15 protein-coding genes and 1 tRNA gene are annotated in these 16,960 nt (G+C 43.3%); 10 read left to right on the top strand and 6 right to left on the bottom strand.

The features are described from left to right. Nucleotides 1-568 precede the first annotated feature (568 nt). The 3 genes from ORQ98_RS13750 to ORQ98_RS13760 all read left to right on the top strand — a co-directional run bounded on the left by ORQ98_RS13750 (nucleotide 569) and on the right by ORQ98_RS13760 (nucleotide 3,865). The gene (locus tag ORQ98_RS13750; protein WP_274689387.1) at nucleotides 569-2,071 is read left to right on the top strand and encodes an adenylate/guanylate cyclase domain-containing protein; all 1,503 of its coding nucleotides are present in this window, start codon (nucleotides 569-571) and stop codon (nucleotides 2,069-2,071) included. Further along, nucleotides 2,071-3,150, top strand: coding sequence for a tetratricopeptide repeat protein (locus ORQ98_RS13755; RefSeq protein WP_274689388.1), 1,080 nt, complete (start codon nucleotides 2,071-2,073; stop codon nucleotides 3,148-3,150). Before ORQ98_RS13750 ends, ORQ98_RS13755 begins: the two co-directional genes overlap by 1 nt. A gap of 133 nt (nucleotides 3,151-3,283) precedes the next feature. Then, nucleotides 3,284-3,865: a YajG family lipoprotein gene (locus ORQ98_RS13760; protein WP_274689389.1), complete on the top strand. Its 582-nt coding sequence runs from the start codon at nucleotides 3,284-3,286 to the stop codon at nucleotides 3,863-3,865. Nucleotides 3,866-3,979: 114 nt separating this feature from the next. Here ORQ98_RS13760 and hemH read toward each other — a convergent pair whose 3' ends face one another. From hemH to hemA, 6 genes are all read right to left on the bottom strand, one after another. Next, entirely contained in the window at nucleotides 3,980-5,020 is a 1,041-nt protein-coding gene (gene hemH / locus ORQ98_RS13765) for a ferrochelatase (RefSeq protein WP_274689390.1), read from the bottom strand. Nucleotides 5,021-5,045: 25 nt separating this feature from the next. Further along, nucleotides 5,046-6,254 (bottom strand): Na+/H+ antiporter NhaA, encoded by a 1,209-nt coding sequence (gene nhaA, locus ORQ98_RS13770; RefSeq protein ID WP_274689391.1) that lies wholly within the window; start codon nucleotides 6,252-6,254, stop codon nucleotides 5,046-5,048. Nucleotides 6,255-6,429: 175 nt separating this feature from the next. Continuing rightward, the gene (locus ORQ98_RS13775) at nucleotides 6,430-7,203 is read right to left on the bottom strand and encodes a HesA/MoeB/ThiF family protein (RefSeq protein ID WP_274689392.1); all 774 of its coding nucleotides are present in this window, start codon (nucleotides 7,201-7,203) and stop codon (nucleotides 6,430-6,432) included. 78 nt (nucleotides 7,204-7,281) lie between these two features. After that, nucleotides 7,282-8,139, bottom strand: coding sequence for a peptide chain release factor N(5)-glutamine methyltransferase (prmC, locus tag ORQ98_RS13780; RefSeq protein WP_274689393.1), 858 nt, complete (start codon nucleotides 8,137-8,139; stop codon nucleotides 7,282-7,284). Nucleotides 8,140-8,150: 11 nt separating this feature from the next. Continuing rightward, nucleotides 8,151-9,236 carry a peptide chain release factor 1 gene (gene prfA / locus ORQ98_RS13785; protein WP_274689394.1) on the bottom strand — a complete coding sequence of 362 codons (1,086 nt, stop codon included), beginning with the start codon at nucleotides 9,234-9,236 and terminating at the stop codon, nucleotides 8,151-8,153. Further along, a complete protein-coding gene (gene hemA / locus ORQ98_RS13790; protein WP_274689395.1) occupies nucleotides 9,233-10,528 on the bottom strand; it encodes a glutamyl-tRNA reductase in 1,296 nt (431 codons plus the stop codon). The genes prfA and hemA overlap by 4 nt, the downstream gene beginning before the upstream one ends. 561 nt (nucleotides 10,529-11,089) lie before the next feature. Between hemA and ORQ98_RS13795 the strand changes: the two genes are divergently transcribed. From ORQ98_RS13795 to pth, 7 genes are all read left to right on the top strand, one after another. Further along, nucleotides 11,090-12,817: a tetratricopeptide repeat protein gene (locus ORQ98_RS13795; RefSeq protein ID WP_274689396.1), complete on the top strand. Its 1,728-nt coding sequence runs from the start codon at nucleotides 11,090-11,092 to the stop codon at nucleotides 12,815-12,817. Between the two features lie 116 nt (nucleotides 12,818-12,933). Further along, nucleotides 12,934-13,560 (top strand): lipoprotein insertase outer membrane protein LolB, encoded by a 627-nt coding sequence (gene lolB, locus ORQ98_RS13800; RefSeq protein ID WP_274689397.1) that lies wholly within the window; start codon nucleotides 12,934-12,936, stop codon nucleotides 13,558-13,560. Further along, nucleotides 13,557-14,414: a 4-(cytidine 5'-diphospho)-2-C-methyl-D-erythritol kinase gene (gene ispE, locus ORQ98_RS13805; RefSeq protein WP_274689398.1), complete on the top strand. Its 858-nt coding sequence runs from the start codon at nucleotides 13,557-13,559 to the stop codon at nucleotides 14,412-14,414. Before lolB ends, ispE begins: the two co-directional genes overlap by 4 nt. A gap of 33 nt (nucleotides 14,415-14,447) precedes the next feature. Then, nucleotides 14,448-14,522 (top strand) — tRNA-Gln (locus ORQ98_RS13810). Between the two features lie 65 nt (nucleotides 14,523-14,587). Further along, nucleotides 14,588-15,529, top strand: a complete 942-nt coding sequence (locus tag ORQ98_RS13815) for a ribose-phosphate pyrophosphokinase (protein ID WP_425347687.1) — start codon at nucleotides 14,588-14,590, stop codon at nucleotides 15,527-15,529. A 191-nt stretch (nucleotides 15,530-15,720) separates the two neighbouring features. Continuing rightward, nucleotides 15,721-16,344 (top strand): 50S ribosomal protein L25/general stress protein Ctc, encoded by a 624-nt coding sequence (locus ORQ98_RS13820; protein ID WP_274689399.1) that lies wholly within the window; start codon nucleotides 15,721-15,723, stop codon nucleotides 16,342-16,344. 30 nt (nucleotides 16,345-16,374) lie between these two features. Next, nucleotides 16,375-16,953, top strand: a complete 579-nt coding sequence (gene pth / locus ORQ98_RS13825; RefSeq protein WP_425347688.1) for an aminoacyl-tRNA hydrolase — start codon at nucleotides 16,375-16,377, stop codon at nucleotides 16,951-16,953. Nucleotides 16,954-16,960: the final 7 nt, after the last annotated feature.

Consider the following 16,960-nt stretch of genomic DNA (forward strand, 5'->3'; position numbering starts at 1 on the left):
AGCGTCTATTTTTCATCCAAGCAATAGCAGTATATACCTGCTTGTGGAGTTCAGCTGGTCAAGCTTTCCAAAGTAACTTTGTGACTACCTATTAGCAGTTGCAGCATAAAGCTAGAATGGGCAGTTACACGCTTACACCAGACCAATTCTCACGGGGCAAACATTATAGCTAATTTTTTTAATAATGGGCTGATATAATTATTTTTTACATAAATATTGCCCATAACTTGCAATGATGAATTTAACCTTATGTCACTAAAGGTCATTGAAAGACTCATCAGTTTCTAAACAAGTCTGACAAAACTTTGAAATTTTTGAATGTGTTCGCTCTAATTCAGCAGCACTAAGCTTTCTTAGCTCGTAAAATGTAGCCCAACTTGCAAATGGTTTGTGACATCAGTAGTTTACTGGTGCTTTAACTTACGGCCAAGCACTCTACCAACTGCTACGGGATAGCTTTTAGAGGCTACCTAGCATGAGAAAGTGTCACAACACATTATGAGCGCATTAGTTTTGCGACAGTTTTATGGGCTTTCAGGGAATTACTAAGAGGCTATCAACTCATTTCATGCCAGCAACTTCAGCTCATCAAACATCCAGTCGATTAATGTTCGGTAAAATGCGCGCCAGGGTACCTATCGCCTACAAACTAGCACTGATTCTTACCATCACTGTCACCATTGGTATGGTGATTTTAGGTAGTATCATTACTACCAATCAATATCATCTAATGAAAAGCCAGGTTGATGACTTCGGTACAACCATTGTCAACCAGCTTGCTGCTGCTGCCCAAGAACCCGTATTTACTGATGATGTAGTTGGCCTAAAAGTTCTAGCCAATAACCTTAGCAGTGAACCCGACATTAAAGGTGTTGCTATCTTCACCAACACCAGTGATGTACTGGTTAAGCAGGGGCTGATTACCTCTGTTCCAGTTGATGGTAGCAATACTACCTTGGAAGCAGCTGAGTTAACGGATGGCACTTATCGTCTAGAATGGAAGCAAAGAACCAGCAGACAAAAATACACTGATATGGTGTCGTATATCAGCCCAATTCAGTTCCAAGAAGTAGTTGCTGGCTATGCCATGGTCAGTTTCAGCCAGGTAAAAATGCTTGAAGTGGCACGCTCTTCAGCCAATGGCATTATTCTCGCCACTATTCTCTTATCCATAGCCATGAGCTTCATCGCGATTGTTATGGGAAGACGCCTGTCCCGTCCTATTCATCACTTAATGGATGTCGCAAGTGATGCTTTGAACAAAGGTGATTATAAAAATAATCGGATCAGTGAGGATGAATTAGGTTTTTTACTGAAAAGCCTTCAGCAACTTGGCCAAGGTATTGACCAAAAGTCCCAGCTGGAAGATGTCTTTGGGAAAGTCATGGCAAAAGATGTTGCCAAGCAGATGTTGGATAAACTGGAAGACGTTGAAATTGGTGGCCATCAGGTAGAAGCTACCGTAATGTTTGTCGATATAGTTGGCTTTACCAGTTTATCTGAGAAGCTGACACCACCCGCTGTAGCCATGTTTTTGAATGAGTATTTCAGTTATTTTTTCCATTGCGCTAATGCCTTTAATGGCATTGTGGATAAATTCATTGGCGATTGCGCCATGATCGTGTTTGGTACTCCGAAAAGCGATCCAGACCACCGCTTTAATGCAGTTGCCTGTGCAGTGACTATCCAACAGTTGGTGCTAAAGCTGAACCAAGAACGAAAACAAAAAGGCCTGTTCCCAGTCAATGTTCGTATTGGTCTAAATGATGGCATGATGCTGGCGGGTTTTTTAGGGGCAAAAGAGCGCATGGAATATACCGTAATCGGTGATGCTGTCAATATTGCATCCCGTTTATGTGACAAAGCAAAGGCAGGCCAGATTATGATTCCCGCTTCCATTCATGATCATTCGTCCGTAAACTCTAAAATCGTTTGCCAACATCATGGCAGCTTATCCGTAAAAGGTAAGTCTGCAACCATTGATACCTACCGGGTAAAGAATTTACGCCCTAAATACCAAGGGGCTGCAAAAAAACTGTTGTATAACATGCTAAAGGGGCTTGCCAACTAATGAAGAAACAGATAGCCAGTTGTTGTATTTTAGCGGTCAGCCTTATCATGGCAGGCTGCCAACTAAATAAGGGCATTCTGTTACCTTCAGTATCTATTCCTCCAGCCAAACTGGCACAAATCAATGATGTAGAGGAACTTAAGGAAAAAGCCGAGCAAGCCATTCAACAGCAACAATGGAGTGATGCACTAGCCTATTATCAACGAGCAAAAACCTTACAGCCAGACGATAAAACCCTGCAGAAGGCTTACCAAAACACATTAAATCAACGCAATATCCACATTACCAAGTTAAAAAACCGCCTTTACTTGCTACAAGCCTCTGTACTAAGTGATGAAATTAAGCTGTTACAAGGTATGGCTGCTGCCGATCCAAACAACCCAACTGTTCGAGCTAAGCTACAACAAGCCATGAGCAAGCAAGGAGAATTACACCGTTTCCTGGTTGAATGTGCTGAAGCAGCAATTGCGGTAGCACGACCACAACGAGGCAAAGAGTGCCTGGAAATGGCTAATAAACTGCCCTATAAAAGCGCAGATACAGAGCATTTAGCACTTATCAATAACACTTTGGATGAGCTTGCCAAAACCCACAAAAGTACAACAGTTGCCAGTAATAAAAAACCTTCTGATGACGAAGAAAATAACCTGATACCTGTTACCAATAACCAAACGTTAAATCACTCAAATGACTATAAAATACTTGCTCTTACAAAAGTTAAACGCATTGAGTTATTTGAAAAGTTCAACGAAGCTGTACAACATCAACAGTTTAAAGAAGCACAACAGCTACTAAAAGAAATACAAGAGTCTCAGCCTTATTACCGTACCCGTAAGCAACATAACCAGCTTAAACAAGCTATTAATGTTTATGTGAAAAAGCAAACTCAAAAAGGGATTGAACTCTATAGCACGGGCAACCCCGAAGGGGCACTGGCTATTTGGCAGCCTTTAACCGAATTAACACCCCATAATGAAGAGCTTAATAATCATATAAGCAGAGCTAAACGTTTTATCAGCAAGCTCAATCAGCTGCAAGAAAACGAAAATGCCAACAGCAACCCAACTAAAACCCAATAATTGAATATACAGTGGATTTACCTTAATAATCTTTAAAAGTTCTAATTTCTAGAGATATTAAATAATCCTTTCAAAGCCGGTGAGTTACAATGAAACTCAAGCTCTGTAGTGAACTAATAGCAATAATGAGTCTATGATGATAAAAAAACTTGTTCATTCTGCCTTATTATCAACGCTTATCATAACTGGTGGCTGCGCACTAAGCCCACAGCAAGTGGAAGTTGCGCCACATATCACTCTGCCTGTTAAAGTGCCGGTAGTAAAAAATACCGTTAACGTATCTGTTGTTGATGATCGCTTAAGTAAAGTATTAGGAACTCGTGGCGGTATCTATGACAAAACCAGTACATTAACCATAAAAAATGATATTACCCTGGCAGTTAAACACGCGGTTGAACAAGCCTTACTAAAAATGGAAATGCAGCTTGATCCAAATAACCCTGCAGTTCGTTTTACTGTCTACATTGATAAAATTGATTACAGTACACCCGCTCAAAATTACGTTACAGAAGTCAATATCAATGCAGTTGCTCGAGCTGAAGTGAAATTCGGCGATCGTGTTTATCATGGCCGTTACCAATCGACAGCAAAGCATAAAGTGGTAAAAGCACCGTCTGAAACCAAAAATGAAGAGATCGTTAATGGTATTATTAACAATGTATTAGATCGGATGTTTAGCGACCAGGCGCTAGTTAAATTCCTAAGGTCAGGTTAAGTGTACCTTTAAAAAAACAAATTACCTGTTATCTTTAATCAGCTCATAAAAAATGCCCACAAGTTGGGCATTTTTATATACAACCATAAAGCTAGTGTTTTATACCTTTGATTGCTACACTTTATCTAGCTGCGGGTAGTTGTCCCATGACTGCTTCAACCAATCAGTTAACACACTTACCCACTTCGCATCATCATTTAAACAAGGGACTAAGGTTAACAACTCACCTCCCGCTTCAATAAAAGCTTCTTTGCCCTGTATACCGATTTCTTCCAGTGTTTCCAAGCAATCAGCAACAAATGATGGGCAAATAACCAATAGTCGTTTTACTCCTTGTTGAGCAAGCTCAACGAGCCGCTCGCTAGTATAAGGCGTTAGCCATTTATCTCGACCAAGTCGAGACTGAAAAGCAACTGAGTATTGTGCTTCTTTTAAACCCAACTTATTAGCTAATAATTCTGCTGTTTTATATACCTGGGCTCGATAACAGGTTTGGTGGGCTTGATGGGGCTGCTGACAACACTCAGCACTAGATAAACAGTGACTACCAGTTGGATCATCTTTTCGTAAATGCCGCTCTGGTAGCCCATGATAGCTGAACAGCAAGTGATCAAAAGGCTCTTCGATATAAGGCTTGGTCACTTCATCCAAAACAGATATATATTGCTCATGACCAAAAAATACTGGGTGTAACCTAATTTTGAGGCTAAGGTGATGCTTGGCAAGCACCCGTCTAGCTTCCTCAATACAGGTCTTTACTGTTGACATTGCGTAATGGGGATAAAGTGGTACCAATAGCAGTTCATCAATACCCGTTTTTGCCAGCTGTAATATCTCTTTCTCCATTGCAGGCTGACCATAACGCATAGCAAAATGCACAGGGTAATCTACTTCCTTAGCTAGCTTATCCGTTAAGCGCTGAGTAAGCACTACAAGTGGTGACCCTTCAGGCCACCATATACTTTGATAAGCTTCTGCTGACTGCTTTGGACGCGAAGGCAGCACTAAACAGTTAACTATCAGCCAGCGTAGCCAGCCAGGTACATCAACCACATAAGGATCCATTAAAAACTGCTTTAAATATTGCCTGACATCTTTTTCTTTTGGCGAGTCAGGTGAGCCCAAATTAACCAGTAATACAGCTTGGCTTTTCATCGGACATTACACCTTTTGTGGTTATTTAATTAACTGATGGCTGGCTTGCAGGAACATTGCTCTTAGCCAAAAACCGAAAAATCACATACCCCCATACGGCAGATGCAGCAGAACCCATTAATATACCGATTCGATCTGTTGTAAGGTAGTCTGGCCCTGCATGTTCAAATGCCAGCGTGCCAATAAATAAGCTCATGGTAAAACCAACACCACACAACACAGCTACAGCATAAAGTTGCAGCCAACTAGCATGGGTGGGTAACTTACCTAGCCCCAGCTTTATTGCCAGTGCAGAGAAGAAAAACACACCAATCTGTTTACCAACAAATAGCCCAGCAATAACGCCCAGTGGTACAGGATCTCCAATTTGCTTCACGTCAGTTAGTGACAAACCTACGCCTGCATTGGCAAAGGCAAAAATTGGTAAAATCGCATAAGCGACCCAATGGTGAAGTTCATGCTCAACCGTCTTGAGCGGCGAGTGCCCTGGTCGCTTGTGACATGTCATTGGAATAGTAAACGCCAGCAGAACCCCGGCAAGTGTGGCATGTACCCCTGACTTCAGTACACAAATCCACATAATAATACCAACGACAATATAGGGGGTTATCCTAGTGACCTTTAATCGATTAAGGGTTACTAGGATTATGAAGCAAACCCCTGCCAAAGAGGCTGACATGACTGATAAGCCTTCAGTATAAAACAATGCAATAATAATAATTGCACCCAAGTCATCTATTATGGCCAGTGCCATTAAAAATACTTTGAGCGAAGGCGGCACTCGATTACCCAACAAAGCAAGAATACCCAATGCAAAAGCAATATCAGTTGCTGTAGGAATAGCCCAGCCTTGCAAAGCAGTACTGTCTCCCCAGTTAAACCAGCAATAAACCAGTGCTGGAACAACCATTCCTCCCAAGGCAGCGACTGCAGGCAAGGCAATCTTAGCTGGAGAAGCCAACTCACCCGCAATAAACTCTCGCTTTACCTCTAAGCCAATTAGCAGGAAAAATACAGCCATCAGGCCGTCATTAATCCACAACAAAAGTGGTTTATCTATTTCCAGCGCACCCAGTTTGACACCAACAGGCACAGACAAAAACAAATCATAAAAACCGACAAGGGGAGTATTAGCAAAAATCAACGCCAGCGCAGTTGCAATCATTAGCAAAATTCCGCTAGCGGACTCTTTCTTTAAGAAATCTTTGATATCGTCTGAGAGTTTAAATTGCATTTAATCTTTTTACCTATTTGACCTTAAAGTAAAACACCTATAGGTGTGGTATATGAATGTACCAGTTTTAGCTGAATAAATTAAATATACTAATCTTATCCAGGTAATTAACAAAATCACTTAAAAGCCAGATAAGCCCATTTAGGCTGTCTACAAAATAGTCATTCAGCTGAAATTAACCACTATTTGCACACACTGGACAGACTGGATCTGCTGTCATTTTAATAGTTCTAAACTCCATGATTTTCCCGTCAATCAGCAGCAGTTTACCCAGCAACGGTTCTCCAATACCTGCAATCACCTTTACGGCTTCAACAGCTTGAATGGTACCAACCAAACCAACCAATGGCCCCAGCACACCCGTTTCTGCACAACGCAGCTGATCCTCCCCTTCAGGCGAATAAAGACAACGATAGCAGGGAGATGTCGGTTGTCGACTATCAAACACTGTCACCTGTCCTTGTAAACCAATTGCCGCTCCTGACACTAATGGGCGCTTTGCTTGAACACAAGCTGTATTAATTGCAAATCGCACTGCAAAGTTATCAGTTGCATCCACCACTAAATCAGCTGCGGTTATCCACTGCAGCAGGTTATCTTGGCTAGCTTTTTCGACAACAGGGGTTACCACGCAATCAGAATTCATTCCACGCAAAGTTTCAGCCAACGCCTCTGCTTTAGGTTTACCTACAGCTGTTTGGTTATAGGCAATCTGTCGTTGTAAGTTCGTCAACTCAACCTGATCAAAATCCATTAATAACAGCTCACCCACTCCTGCTGCTGCTAAGTACATAGCAACCGGACAACCAAGCCCACCGAGCCCTACTACTAACACTTTAGCTGCTTTAAGTAACTGCTGACCTTCGATATCCAACTCAGGCAGCATAATATGTCGACTATAACGTAGTAGTTCCTGGTCAGTTAGTGTTTTACCTGTTGTTACTACCATTTTAGTTTTATCCGTAAAAATGATGATTAGGGCTACCAATGGTAATGAGAATATAATTATCCTGTCACCTTGAAAGCCCTATCTATTAGGACTAGTAAGCCTAGCAAAGGTAATTCGGTCATTTTGCCCTAGGTCTTGCTTACACTGAATATCCTGATAGTTGAGCCCAGCTAACATTTCTGCAACAACTGCTGCCTGATCATAACCGTGCTCAAAAAACAGATAACCACCAGGCTTTAAAAAGTCTGGTGCATTTTTAGCAATTTCGTTGATAGCTGCTAAGCCTCGCTGCCCAGCAACCAGTGCTGATTTAGGCTCAAATCGAACATCTCCCTGCTGCAAATGGGGGTCATCTGCTGGGATATAAGGAGGGTTACTCACAGTCAGGTCAAACAGACCAGCCGTTGCTGGTAGTGCTTCAAACCAATGACCAGCGTAGAATTGAACATTAGTTAACCCTAGTCGCTTCCCATTACGTGTCGCCAACTCAACGGCTTCTGGTAACAAATCAACTCCAGTGATCTGCCAGTTTGGCCGCTCATAAGCTAATGCTAAAGCGATTGCACCCGTGCCTGTACCCAAATCAATGACATGTAAAGGCTGATTAGCATCTGAAATCGCCAGTACCTGCTCGACCAGGATTTCAGTGTCTGGCCTAGGAATCAGGGTAGCCTCACTGACTTCTAACTCAAACTGCCAAAAACCACGAGTCCCTGTAATGTAGGCAATTGGTTTACCCTGTAAGCGCTGAGATAAATAACTATCGAATATTGCTTGCTGCTCGGCAGTGAGCGGTTGATCTGGCCAAGTAAATAAATAGCTGCGAGGCTTCTGGAGGAGATGACAAAGCAACTGCTCCACATCCTCTTGGGGGGAGGGGCTAACACCCGCTAGCTGCGAAATAGCTAGCTGGCGCAGCTCAATAATAGACGTCATTTAGCCAACCATTACTCTTCAGACATCTTGGCTAACAACTCAGCCTGATACTCTTGAATTAATGGATCAATCACCGGGCTCACATCCCCTTCCATCACTTCGGGCAGTTTATATAAAGTTAAGTTAATCCGGTGGTCTGTTACCCGGCCTTGTGGGTAGTTATAGGTTCGAATTCGCTCTGAACGATCACCACTACCAACTAGACTTTTCCGTTGATCAGCCACTTGTTGCTGAGCAGCATCTTGCGCTGCCGAATTTAGCTTTGCAGCTAATAAAGACATCGCCTTAGCCCGGTTTTTATGCTGGGAGCGCTCATCCTGACACTCTACCACAATGCCTGTTGGTAAGTGAGTGATTCGAATAGCAGAGTCGGTTTTGTTAACGTGCTGTCCTCCTGCACCAGAAGCACGGTAAGTATCTATTCGCAAATCCGCCTTATTGATTGCAATATCTTCCACTTCGTCCGGCTCAGGCATAATCGCTACTGTGCAAGCAGACGTATGTATTCGACCTTGGGATTCAGTTTCAGGCACACGCTGTACTCGGTGAGCGCCTGACTCAAATTTTAATTTACCGTAAACACCATCACCTACTACACGGCTGATGATTTCTTTAAAACCACCATGCTCCCCTTCATTAGCGCTGACCACTTCTACCTTCCAGCTACACCGCTCAGCATAGCGAGAGTACATTCTGAACAAGTCACCAGCAAAGATCGCTGCCTCATCCCCTCCCGTTCCTGCGCGTATTTCTAAAAAGATATTGTGGGAGTCATTAGGGTCTTTGGGTAACAATAAGGTTTGTAGCTCTAAATCAAGAGTTTCAATGGTCTCATTGGCTGTTGCTATTTCATCTTCAGCCATCATTTTCATTTCAGGGTCATCGCCTGCCAACCACTGCTCTGCCTCAGCACGATCTTCTTTTGCCTGCTGATAACGCGCAAAGGTTTGTACCACTGGTTCGATTTCAGCATATTCCTTGGAAAACTTACGAAACTTGTCTTGGTCAGTAATGACCTCAGCATCACTTAACAGTGCAGCTAACTCTTCATAGCGCTCAGTTAAGTTTTCTAATTTAGCTAATATGGATGGTTTCATGACTTCTTATCAGTTAATTGATCAATCTCAAAAAGCTGTTTTACCCACTCGATTCGATCTAGCTGCCCAGCTGCACCCGCCTGTTTAATTTGGACACTAGGACCATGCAGCAATTTATTGGTTATAGCTTTAGCAAATCGAGCCAGCACTTGCTCTGGGTCGGCACCATTTGCTAGCTTCTTGCGTGCCTTAGCCAACTCATCCTCGCTGAGCAACTCAATTTTGGTACGGAATTGCTTAAGCACCTCAACGGCAGTCAGCTCTCTCATTCGATTCATAAAAGCAGCAGAGCCATTCAGGACTAAATTTTCTGCCTCTACTGCCGCTGTTTGACGACTTTTTAAGTTTTCTTCGATGACTTCTCGTAAATCATCAACGGTATATAAATAAATATCAGCCAAAGTAGCCACCTGCGGCTCAATATCTCGTGGTACAGCAATATCTACCATGAAAATAGGCCGATGCTTACGTAACTTAAGTGCACGCTCCACAGCACCCTTACCTAGTACTGGTAATTGACTGGCTGTAGAAGCAATTACAATATCAGCATTGGGTAATAAGTCTGGCAAGTTGCTCAAGCTTGCAGGCGTTGCTTGATCAAATTGGCTTGAAAGTAACTCTGCATTAGCTAGGGTTCGGTTGGCTATAGTCAGCCCAGCAATACCGACCTCCGACAAGTGTCTAGCAACCAGCTCTATGGTTTCGCCTGCTCCAATTAACAAGGCATGGTTTTGGCTAATATCTCCAAATATCTGGCGCGCTAATGCTACCGCAGCATAGGCCACAGATACAGGGCTTTCACCAATAGCTGTTTGGGTTCGCACTTGCTTTGCTGTTGCAAAAGTACTTTCAAACCAGCGGCTTAAACCAAAGCCCACAGTACCCGCTGCTTGTGCCTGCACATAGGCCGTTTTTAACTGCCCCAGGATTTGCGGTTCACCTAATACCATAGAGTCCAGCCCACTAGCTACTCTCATCATGTGCTGAACAGCAGACTCATCCCAGTACTGATAAATTGAGTCGGCGACCTCTGTCATTGCTAATTGTTGATAATCAGCCCACCAAGCAAGTAGTGGCTGCTCTTGCCCAGGGACCACCTCACAGTAAATCTCGGTACGATTACACGTTGAAAGAATGGCGACTTCATTAACCGATGAAAGCTTTTGAATACTCTGAAGAGCATCTGCCAAATGTTCAGGGGCAAAAGCCACCTTCTCTCGTAAAGCAACTGAGGCGGTCTGATGATTTATGCCAAGCGCAAGGAACCCCATAATAAAACTATCAATCACCATCAACTATCAGCGGGTTGGAGCCACAAGGTATGTTGTAGCTGCCTTCAAAGCAGGGAATTCTCCTACTAATACAGCTTAAGTGCAAATATCCTTACTGTGATGGTTAAATTTTATCTAACTTAACATCAGGGTAACTAAGAAGCGCTGATAAAAAGAGAACAGATAATATTTCCTTACAAATTTCATGCAATGTAGATATAAAGGAACAGGTTTATCGCTAATCTTGTCTACAGTAATAGTAAGAAATGCGGGTGTTATTACTTTTAGTACTGCATCACCTGTTTTAGCCAGAATACTCAAACCTATTAAACCCATTTAAGGATAACGTGATACAGACTTACAACTTCATTTCACTACACTACAGGCATACCTTCTGTAGTCTGGTGAAATACTCAGGCTAAGACAGTTGAAGTGTATTTATACAACGCTATTGTGAGACACCACCTTCATTTCAAGTCAAGGTCATAGCGTATCCATTCAAGATACTTTAGAGTTGGGCAATTCGCTTTGTTGCCATTGCCAGGCAAGTGGCCAAGTATTGTTACCAGGTATTACAAATAGATGAATAACTACTTTCGCTTCAAACACTTTCTTGCCTCAGGGCTGATTATCAGCTTATTCGGCTGCTCAGGTATTAAGCCACAAAATAGCTCTGATGATCAGGCAACCGCTGAGCCTGTTGCTACTGAAGCCACCACCCCCATTAGCAAGGACACTCTCTTTGCACTCCTGGTAGCAGAAGTGGCTGCTAATCGCGGCCAATTAGATATCACTCTAGGCAATTACCTTCGTGAAGCACATAAAACACAAGACCCAGGTGTGGCAGAGCGTGCCTATCAAATTTCCCAATATTTAGGTGAGTCTCGTGGTGCGCTAATTGCGTCAACTATTTGGGCTAATAATGACCCAGATAACTCACTGGCTATTCAGGCTAATGCTATCGAGTTAGGCAAAGCTGGTCAGCTCAATGCAGCAGCCGAGCGCATGAGAGAATTACTGGAAAAAAATGGCGGTGAAACTAAATTTGATGTTCTCGCTATCAACGCCATTAACCTAACCCAGGCTGATCGCGACAAACTGCTAACCACCTATGACACCATTGCAAAAGAATACCCGAGTAATCTTGAAATAAAATTTGGCCAAGCAACTCTGCTTCACCAAAGCGAGCGCCATGAAGAAGCCTTGCCACTAACCAACCAGGTTATTGCCAAACAGCCAAATAATACCAGAGCACTTATTCTTAAGGGCAGGTTGTTATCTGCTTTAAAAAAAGATCAGCAGGCGCTTGATTTTCTTGATAGACAAATTAAAAAACATCCTGATAATCGCCGCCTTAGATTACTTTATGCTCGCCTGTTAATTCAGGCAAATCAGCTCGCCAAGGCAAAACAACAGTTTGAGTATTTAGTGTCTCAAACTCCAGATGATGATACGTTACTCTACTCACTCAGCATTATTAGCTTTGAAAGCAAACTCTATGATCAAGCAAAGCTCTACTTCCAAAAACTGTTAGCGACTAATAAACGCAATGATGTCGCTCACTATTATCTAGGTGCTATTGCTGAGCAACAGAATGACCCTCAAGCAGCCATTCACCACTTTGAGCAAATCAAACCTGGCCAGTATTTATTCGATGCATTTAAACGAATTGCATTACTCCTGACTAAACAAGGTGAGCCGGCGGAGGCAAGAAAGCGTCTCAAAGCCGCTCGTCAAGCCTATCCCAAGTTTGCACCAGAGCTATACATTATTGAGTCCGAAGTGCTAGCTCAACAAAAGCGATATAAAGATGCTAGGAAACTGCTGAATCAGGCTCTCAAAAAACACAAATCTCATATTCGTCTGCTCTATGCTAGAGCAATGATTTCAGAGAAACTCAACCAAATTGATAAGCTGGAAAAAGACTTACGGAAAATCATATCTGTCCAACCCAACCATGCATTAGCATTAAATGCACTGGGTTATACCCTGGCTGACCGTACGACTCGTTATCAAGAAGCTAAAGAACTTATTACTAAGGCTTACCAACTAACCCCAAATGACCCTGCTGTAGTGGATAGTATGGGCTGGGTTGAATTTAAACTGGGTAATATAGAAGCTGCTATTAAGTTCCTCAGGCGAGCTTATCAGGCATTTCCTGACCATGAAGTAGCCGCTCATTTAGGTGAAGTGTTATGGGTCAGCGGCAAGCAAGAGGAAGCGTTACAAATCTGGAACGAGGCGCTGAAGGAAAACCCTTCAAGCGAAATCATCAAAAAAACCATGCGCCGGTTAACAGGCAAGCCTTGACATTTGAGTGATCCCTTGCAGACTTATCGCCAAGCACTGCAAGGGCCGTTTTTGTTTGAACAATTCGTCCTTTGTCGCATCATAAAACTTATCGCAATGAATACAGTGAAGGCTTTGTGAATAAAAGAACCCTTATTTTCTTAATCAGTTTCTTATGGCTGCCTGGTTGTAGCTGGCTGCCCCAAATCTCTGATCCTTTTGCTGAAAAACCACCTGTAGTAAAAGATCAAGCAGCTAGCTGGAAGCAACATCTGGCTTTTATTAAAGGCATGAAGCATTGGCATCTTAACGGAAAACTAGGTATCCGAACCCCAGAAGATTCCAACAGTGCTTATATTGACTGGCAGCAGCAACACGACAAATACACGATTGTGCTTTCAGGCCCTCTAGGCCAAAGCATTGCCAAACTCAATGGCGAGCCTGGCCATGTTGAGCTCAACACTGCTGATCATGGCCGTTATTTTGCCAACACACCAGAGCAATTAATGCGCAATGAGCTTGGTTGGAACCTGCCAGTTTCCAACCTTAAATTCTGGGTCAGAGGCATTCCTGCACCAAAAGGCAGTCAAACCATTAGCCTTAATCCACAAGGGTTGCTTGCCAAACTTCAGCAAGATAATTGGACTATTCATTACGACCGTTACCAGCAGGTAGGCGACACTTGGATGCCTGGAAAAGTGCGCTTTTTTAGTAAGCAATTAAAGTTAACTTTTGTAATTAAAGACTGGCAACTGTCGCAATGATTTCTGGTGTAAATACTATCCAACTACCCTCTCCAGGCAAGCTCAATTTATTTTTACATATCACTGGCAGGCAAGCAGATGGCTACCACCAGCTGCAAACGCTGTTTCAGTTTATTGAGCTAGCAGATGAGTTGACTTTTTTACTTCGTGCCGATCAAAAAATTCAACTCACAAGCGACCTGCCTTTTAAAGCCGAGAACAACCTGTCTTATAAGGCGGCTCTTGCTTTACAACAAGCCACTAAAGTCGATCAAGGTGTTGATATCCTACTGGATAAAAAACTACCCATTGGTGGTGGCGTGGGTGGCGGCAGCTCTAATGCAGCAACCACTTTATTAGCACTAAATCAGCTATGGCAACTTAACTGGTCATTATCTCAACTAGCAGAGTTAGGTGTTGCTCTTGGGGCAGATGTACCCATTTTTATTCATGGCTTGGCTGCCTGGGCTGAAGGTATTGGTGAAAAGTTAACTTCAGTTACACCTAATGAGCCTTGGTATTTACTGGTTGCTCCTGACTGTCATGTCAGCACTGCAGAAATTTTTAATCACCCAAATCTGCCAAGAAGCACGGCTCCTGTTACCTTCGAGGATTTTTTAGCTAATCGGTGCCATAATGATTGTGAATTTTTAGTAAGAAATTTATATCCTGGGGTTGATAAATGCTTTCAATTTCTGAATAATCTCGGCCCCGTAAGGATGACAGGCACAGGTGCATGTTTATTTGTACCTTTTGATTGTCGTTCAGATGCAGCGAAAGCCTTTGAGCAATTACCTAATGGTATGCAAGGCTTTATTACTAAGGGTAGCAACCAGTCAATGTTACATCGATGCTTGCAAAGCCTCTCGAAATAGCATATAAAACGCACCCATCCAATCGTATGCAATTGGGGTGTCGCCAAGCGGTAAGGCAACGGGTTTTGATCCCGTCATGCGCAGGTTCGAATCCTGCCACCCCAGCCATTAAATTTCACATTCCTCAAAAAACCGTCCAAACTCATCCAAGCCCTCAAAAAAAGGTAATTACCGTGTCCAAGATGATGGTGTTCGCGGGTAACTCCAACCCGGGTCTCGTACAAAAGGTTGTTGACCATCTGAATATCCCTATGGGTAGTGCTTATGTTGGTCGATTCAGTGATGGCGAAGTAGCTGTAGAAATTAATGAAAACGTGCGAGGTAAAGACGTTTTTATTATCCAATCTACCTGTGCCCCTACCAATGATAACCTGATGGAGCTGATAGTGATGGCAGATGCGCTGCGCCGCTCATCAGCGCAGCGAATCACCGCTGTAGTGCCCTACTTTGGCTATGCACGACAAGATCGTCGACCACGCTCTTCTCGGGTACCCATTAGCGCTAAGGTAGTTGCTGATATGATGGCTGCTGTTGGTATTGACCGAGTATTAACTGCTGACTTACACGCAGACCAGATTCAAGGCTTCTTTGATATTCCTGTTGATAACATCTACGGTTCTCCTATTTTGCTAGATGATATTGAAAGTCAGCGTTACGAGAATACGATGGTCGTTTCTCCTGATATTGGCGGTGTAGTGAGAGCCCGTGCTGTAGCTAAGCGCCTTAATGCCGATTTAGCCATTATCGACAAGCGCCGCCCAGCAGCTAACCAAGCTGAAGTGATGAATATCATTGGTGATGTTGAAGAACGTACCTGTATTCTGGTTGACGACATGGTCGATACAGCGGGCACTCTATGCCAAGCTGCCAAGGTATTAAAAGAGCGAGGCGCCTCTAAAGTATACGCCTATTGTGTACACCCAGTTTTATCTGGTCGAGCATTAGAAAATATCAACCATTCTGAGCTGGACGAACTGGTTGTTACCAACACCATTCCTTTAAGTGACGCTAGCAGAAACTGCACTAAAATTCGTCAGTTGGATATGGCACCATTGATAGCCGAGTCAGTACGGCGGATCTCTAACGAAGAGTCAATCAGCGCCATCTTTCGTTAGGCTTCCTCCAGAAAGATAGACACTAAAAAACGGTCACTTTGACCGTTTTTTTATAACTGCTTAACTTGTCTTTGCAGACAGTAGCTAAAAAATGCGCTATGATCCGCGCCTGCTTGATATAAGCAGTTTTTTCAACCACAACCCTTACCTACTTGGTCGCAAAGTAGTTATTGGTTTATTAGGAGATTCACATGTCTAACGAATTTACTTTAGTTGTAGAAAAACGCTCCGACATAGGGAAAGGTGCGAGCCGCCGCCTACGTCGTGAAGCTGGCAAAACTCCAGCTGTTATTTACGGTGCAGAAAAGGCACCAGAAAGCATTACTATTCTGCAAAAAGACATTTTAAAAGCGCTTGAGAATGAAGCTTTCTACTCTCACATTCTGACCCTTGATGTTGCCGGTGAGAAGCAAGAAGTTATCTTAAAAGACCTTCAGCGCCACCCATCAAAAGACGTGATTTTACACGCAGACTTCTTACGTGTTACCGCTGATCACAAGCTAACCACTCACGTCCCTTTACATTTTATCAATGAAGACAAGTGTGCCGGTGTTAAGAAAGGCGGAGCTATTACTCACAACACAATTGAAGTTGAAGTACGCTGCTTACCTGCTGACTTGCCAGAGTTCATTGAAGTTGACATGACTGATGTAGACTTAGGCCAGATCCTTCACTTATCTGACATCAAACTGCCTAAAGGTGTAGAGCTCGTTGAGCTGGCTCATGGTGAAAACCATGACTTAGCCATTGCTAACGTTCACACTACTCGTGGTGGTGCTGACGAAGAAGCCGAAGAAGGCGAAAGCGAAGCATAAGCCGTGGCGAAAGCAACACAAAGTGAGCCCATCCAACTGGTTGTTGGATTGGGCAACCCTGGTGCTGAGTATGAAGATACTCGGCACAATGCAGGGGCAATGTTTGTTGAAATGCTAGCACGCCGATATGGCACCAGCCTCCGTTCTGACAAAAAATTTTCAGGGGAGCTGGGACAGGTAACTATTGCCGGGCAAGCTATTCGATTATTGATTCCAACCACTTATATGAATCTCAGCGGCCAAGCGGTTGGAGCACTGGCCAACTTTTATAAAATCCCTCCCCAAGCCATTCTGGTTGCCCACGACGAGCTTGATATACCTCCTGGCACAGCACGCTATAAGCAAGGCGGAGGCCATGGTGGCCATAACGGTCTGAGAGATATCATTGCAAAACTTGGTAATTGTCGTGATTTTGCCCGCTTGCGTATTGGTATTGGCCATCCTGGTCATAGCAAACAAGTGGTTAACTATGTGCTTAGCAAACCTCCTCAGGCAGATCAGCAACTTATCGACGATGCTATTAATACGGCAATAGAAACTATTCCTGAAGCCTTAACTGGCACCTGGTCCTCAGCCGTACAACAATTGCACTCGTTTAAAGCCAGCTAAAAAACAA

It is taken from the genome of Spartinivicinus poritis (genome assembly GCF_028858535.1).
Lineage (GTDB): Bacteria > Pseudomonadota > Gammaproteobacteria > Pseudomonadales > Zooshikellaceae > Spartinivicinus > Spartinivicinus poritis.

Excerpts from the sequence above, each read along its gene's own strand:
- ORQ98_RS13750 (WP_274689387.1), top strand. The coding sequence starts at position 569 with ATGCCAGCAACTTCAGCTCATCAAACATCCAGTCGATTAATGTTCGGT.
- ORQ98_RS13755 (WP_274689388.1), top strand. The coding sequence starts at position 2,071 with ATGAAGAAACAGATAGCCAGTTGTTGTATTTTAGCGGTCAGCCTTATC.
- ORQ98_RS13760 (WP_274689389.1), top strand. The coding sequence starts at position 3,284 with ATGATGATAAAAAAACTTGTTCATTCTGCCTTATTATCAACGCTTATC.
- hemH (WP_274689390.1), bottom strand. The coding sequence starts at position 5,020 with ATGAAAAGCCAAGCTGTATTACTGGTTAATTTGGGCTCACCTGACTCG.
- nhaA (WP_274689391.1), bottom strand. The coding sequence starts at position 6,254 with ATGCAATTTAAACTCTCAGACGATATCAAAGATTTCTTAAAGAAAGAG.
- ORQ98_RS13775 (WP_274689392.1), bottom strand. The coding sequence starts at position 7,203 with ATGGTAGTAACAACAGGTAAAACACTAACTGACCAGGAACTACTACGT.
- prmC (WP_274689393.1), bottom strand. The coding sequence starts at position 8,139 with ATGACGTCTATTATTGAGCTGCGCCAGCTAGCTATTTCGCAGCTAGCG.
- prfA (WP_274689394.1), bottom strand. The coding sequence starts at position 9,236 with ATGAAACCATCCATATTAGCTAAATTAGAAAACTTAACTGAGCGCTAT.
- hemA (WP_274689395.1), bottom strand. The coding sequence starts at position 10,528 with ATGGTGATTGATAGTTTTATTATGGGGTTCCTTGCGCTTGGCATAAAT.
- ORQ98_RS13795 (WP_274689396.1), top strand. The coding sequence starts at position 11,090 with ATGAATAACTACTTTCGCTTCAAACACTTTCTTGCCTCAGGGCTGATT.
- ispE (WP_274689398.1), top strand. The coding sequence starts at position 13,557 with ATGATTTCTGGTGTAAATACTATCCAACTACCCTCTCCAGGCAAGCTC.
- ORQ98_RS13820 (WP_274689399.1), top strand. The coding sequence starts at position 15,721 with ATGTCTAACGAATTTACTTTAGTTGTAGAAAAACGCTCCGACATAGGG.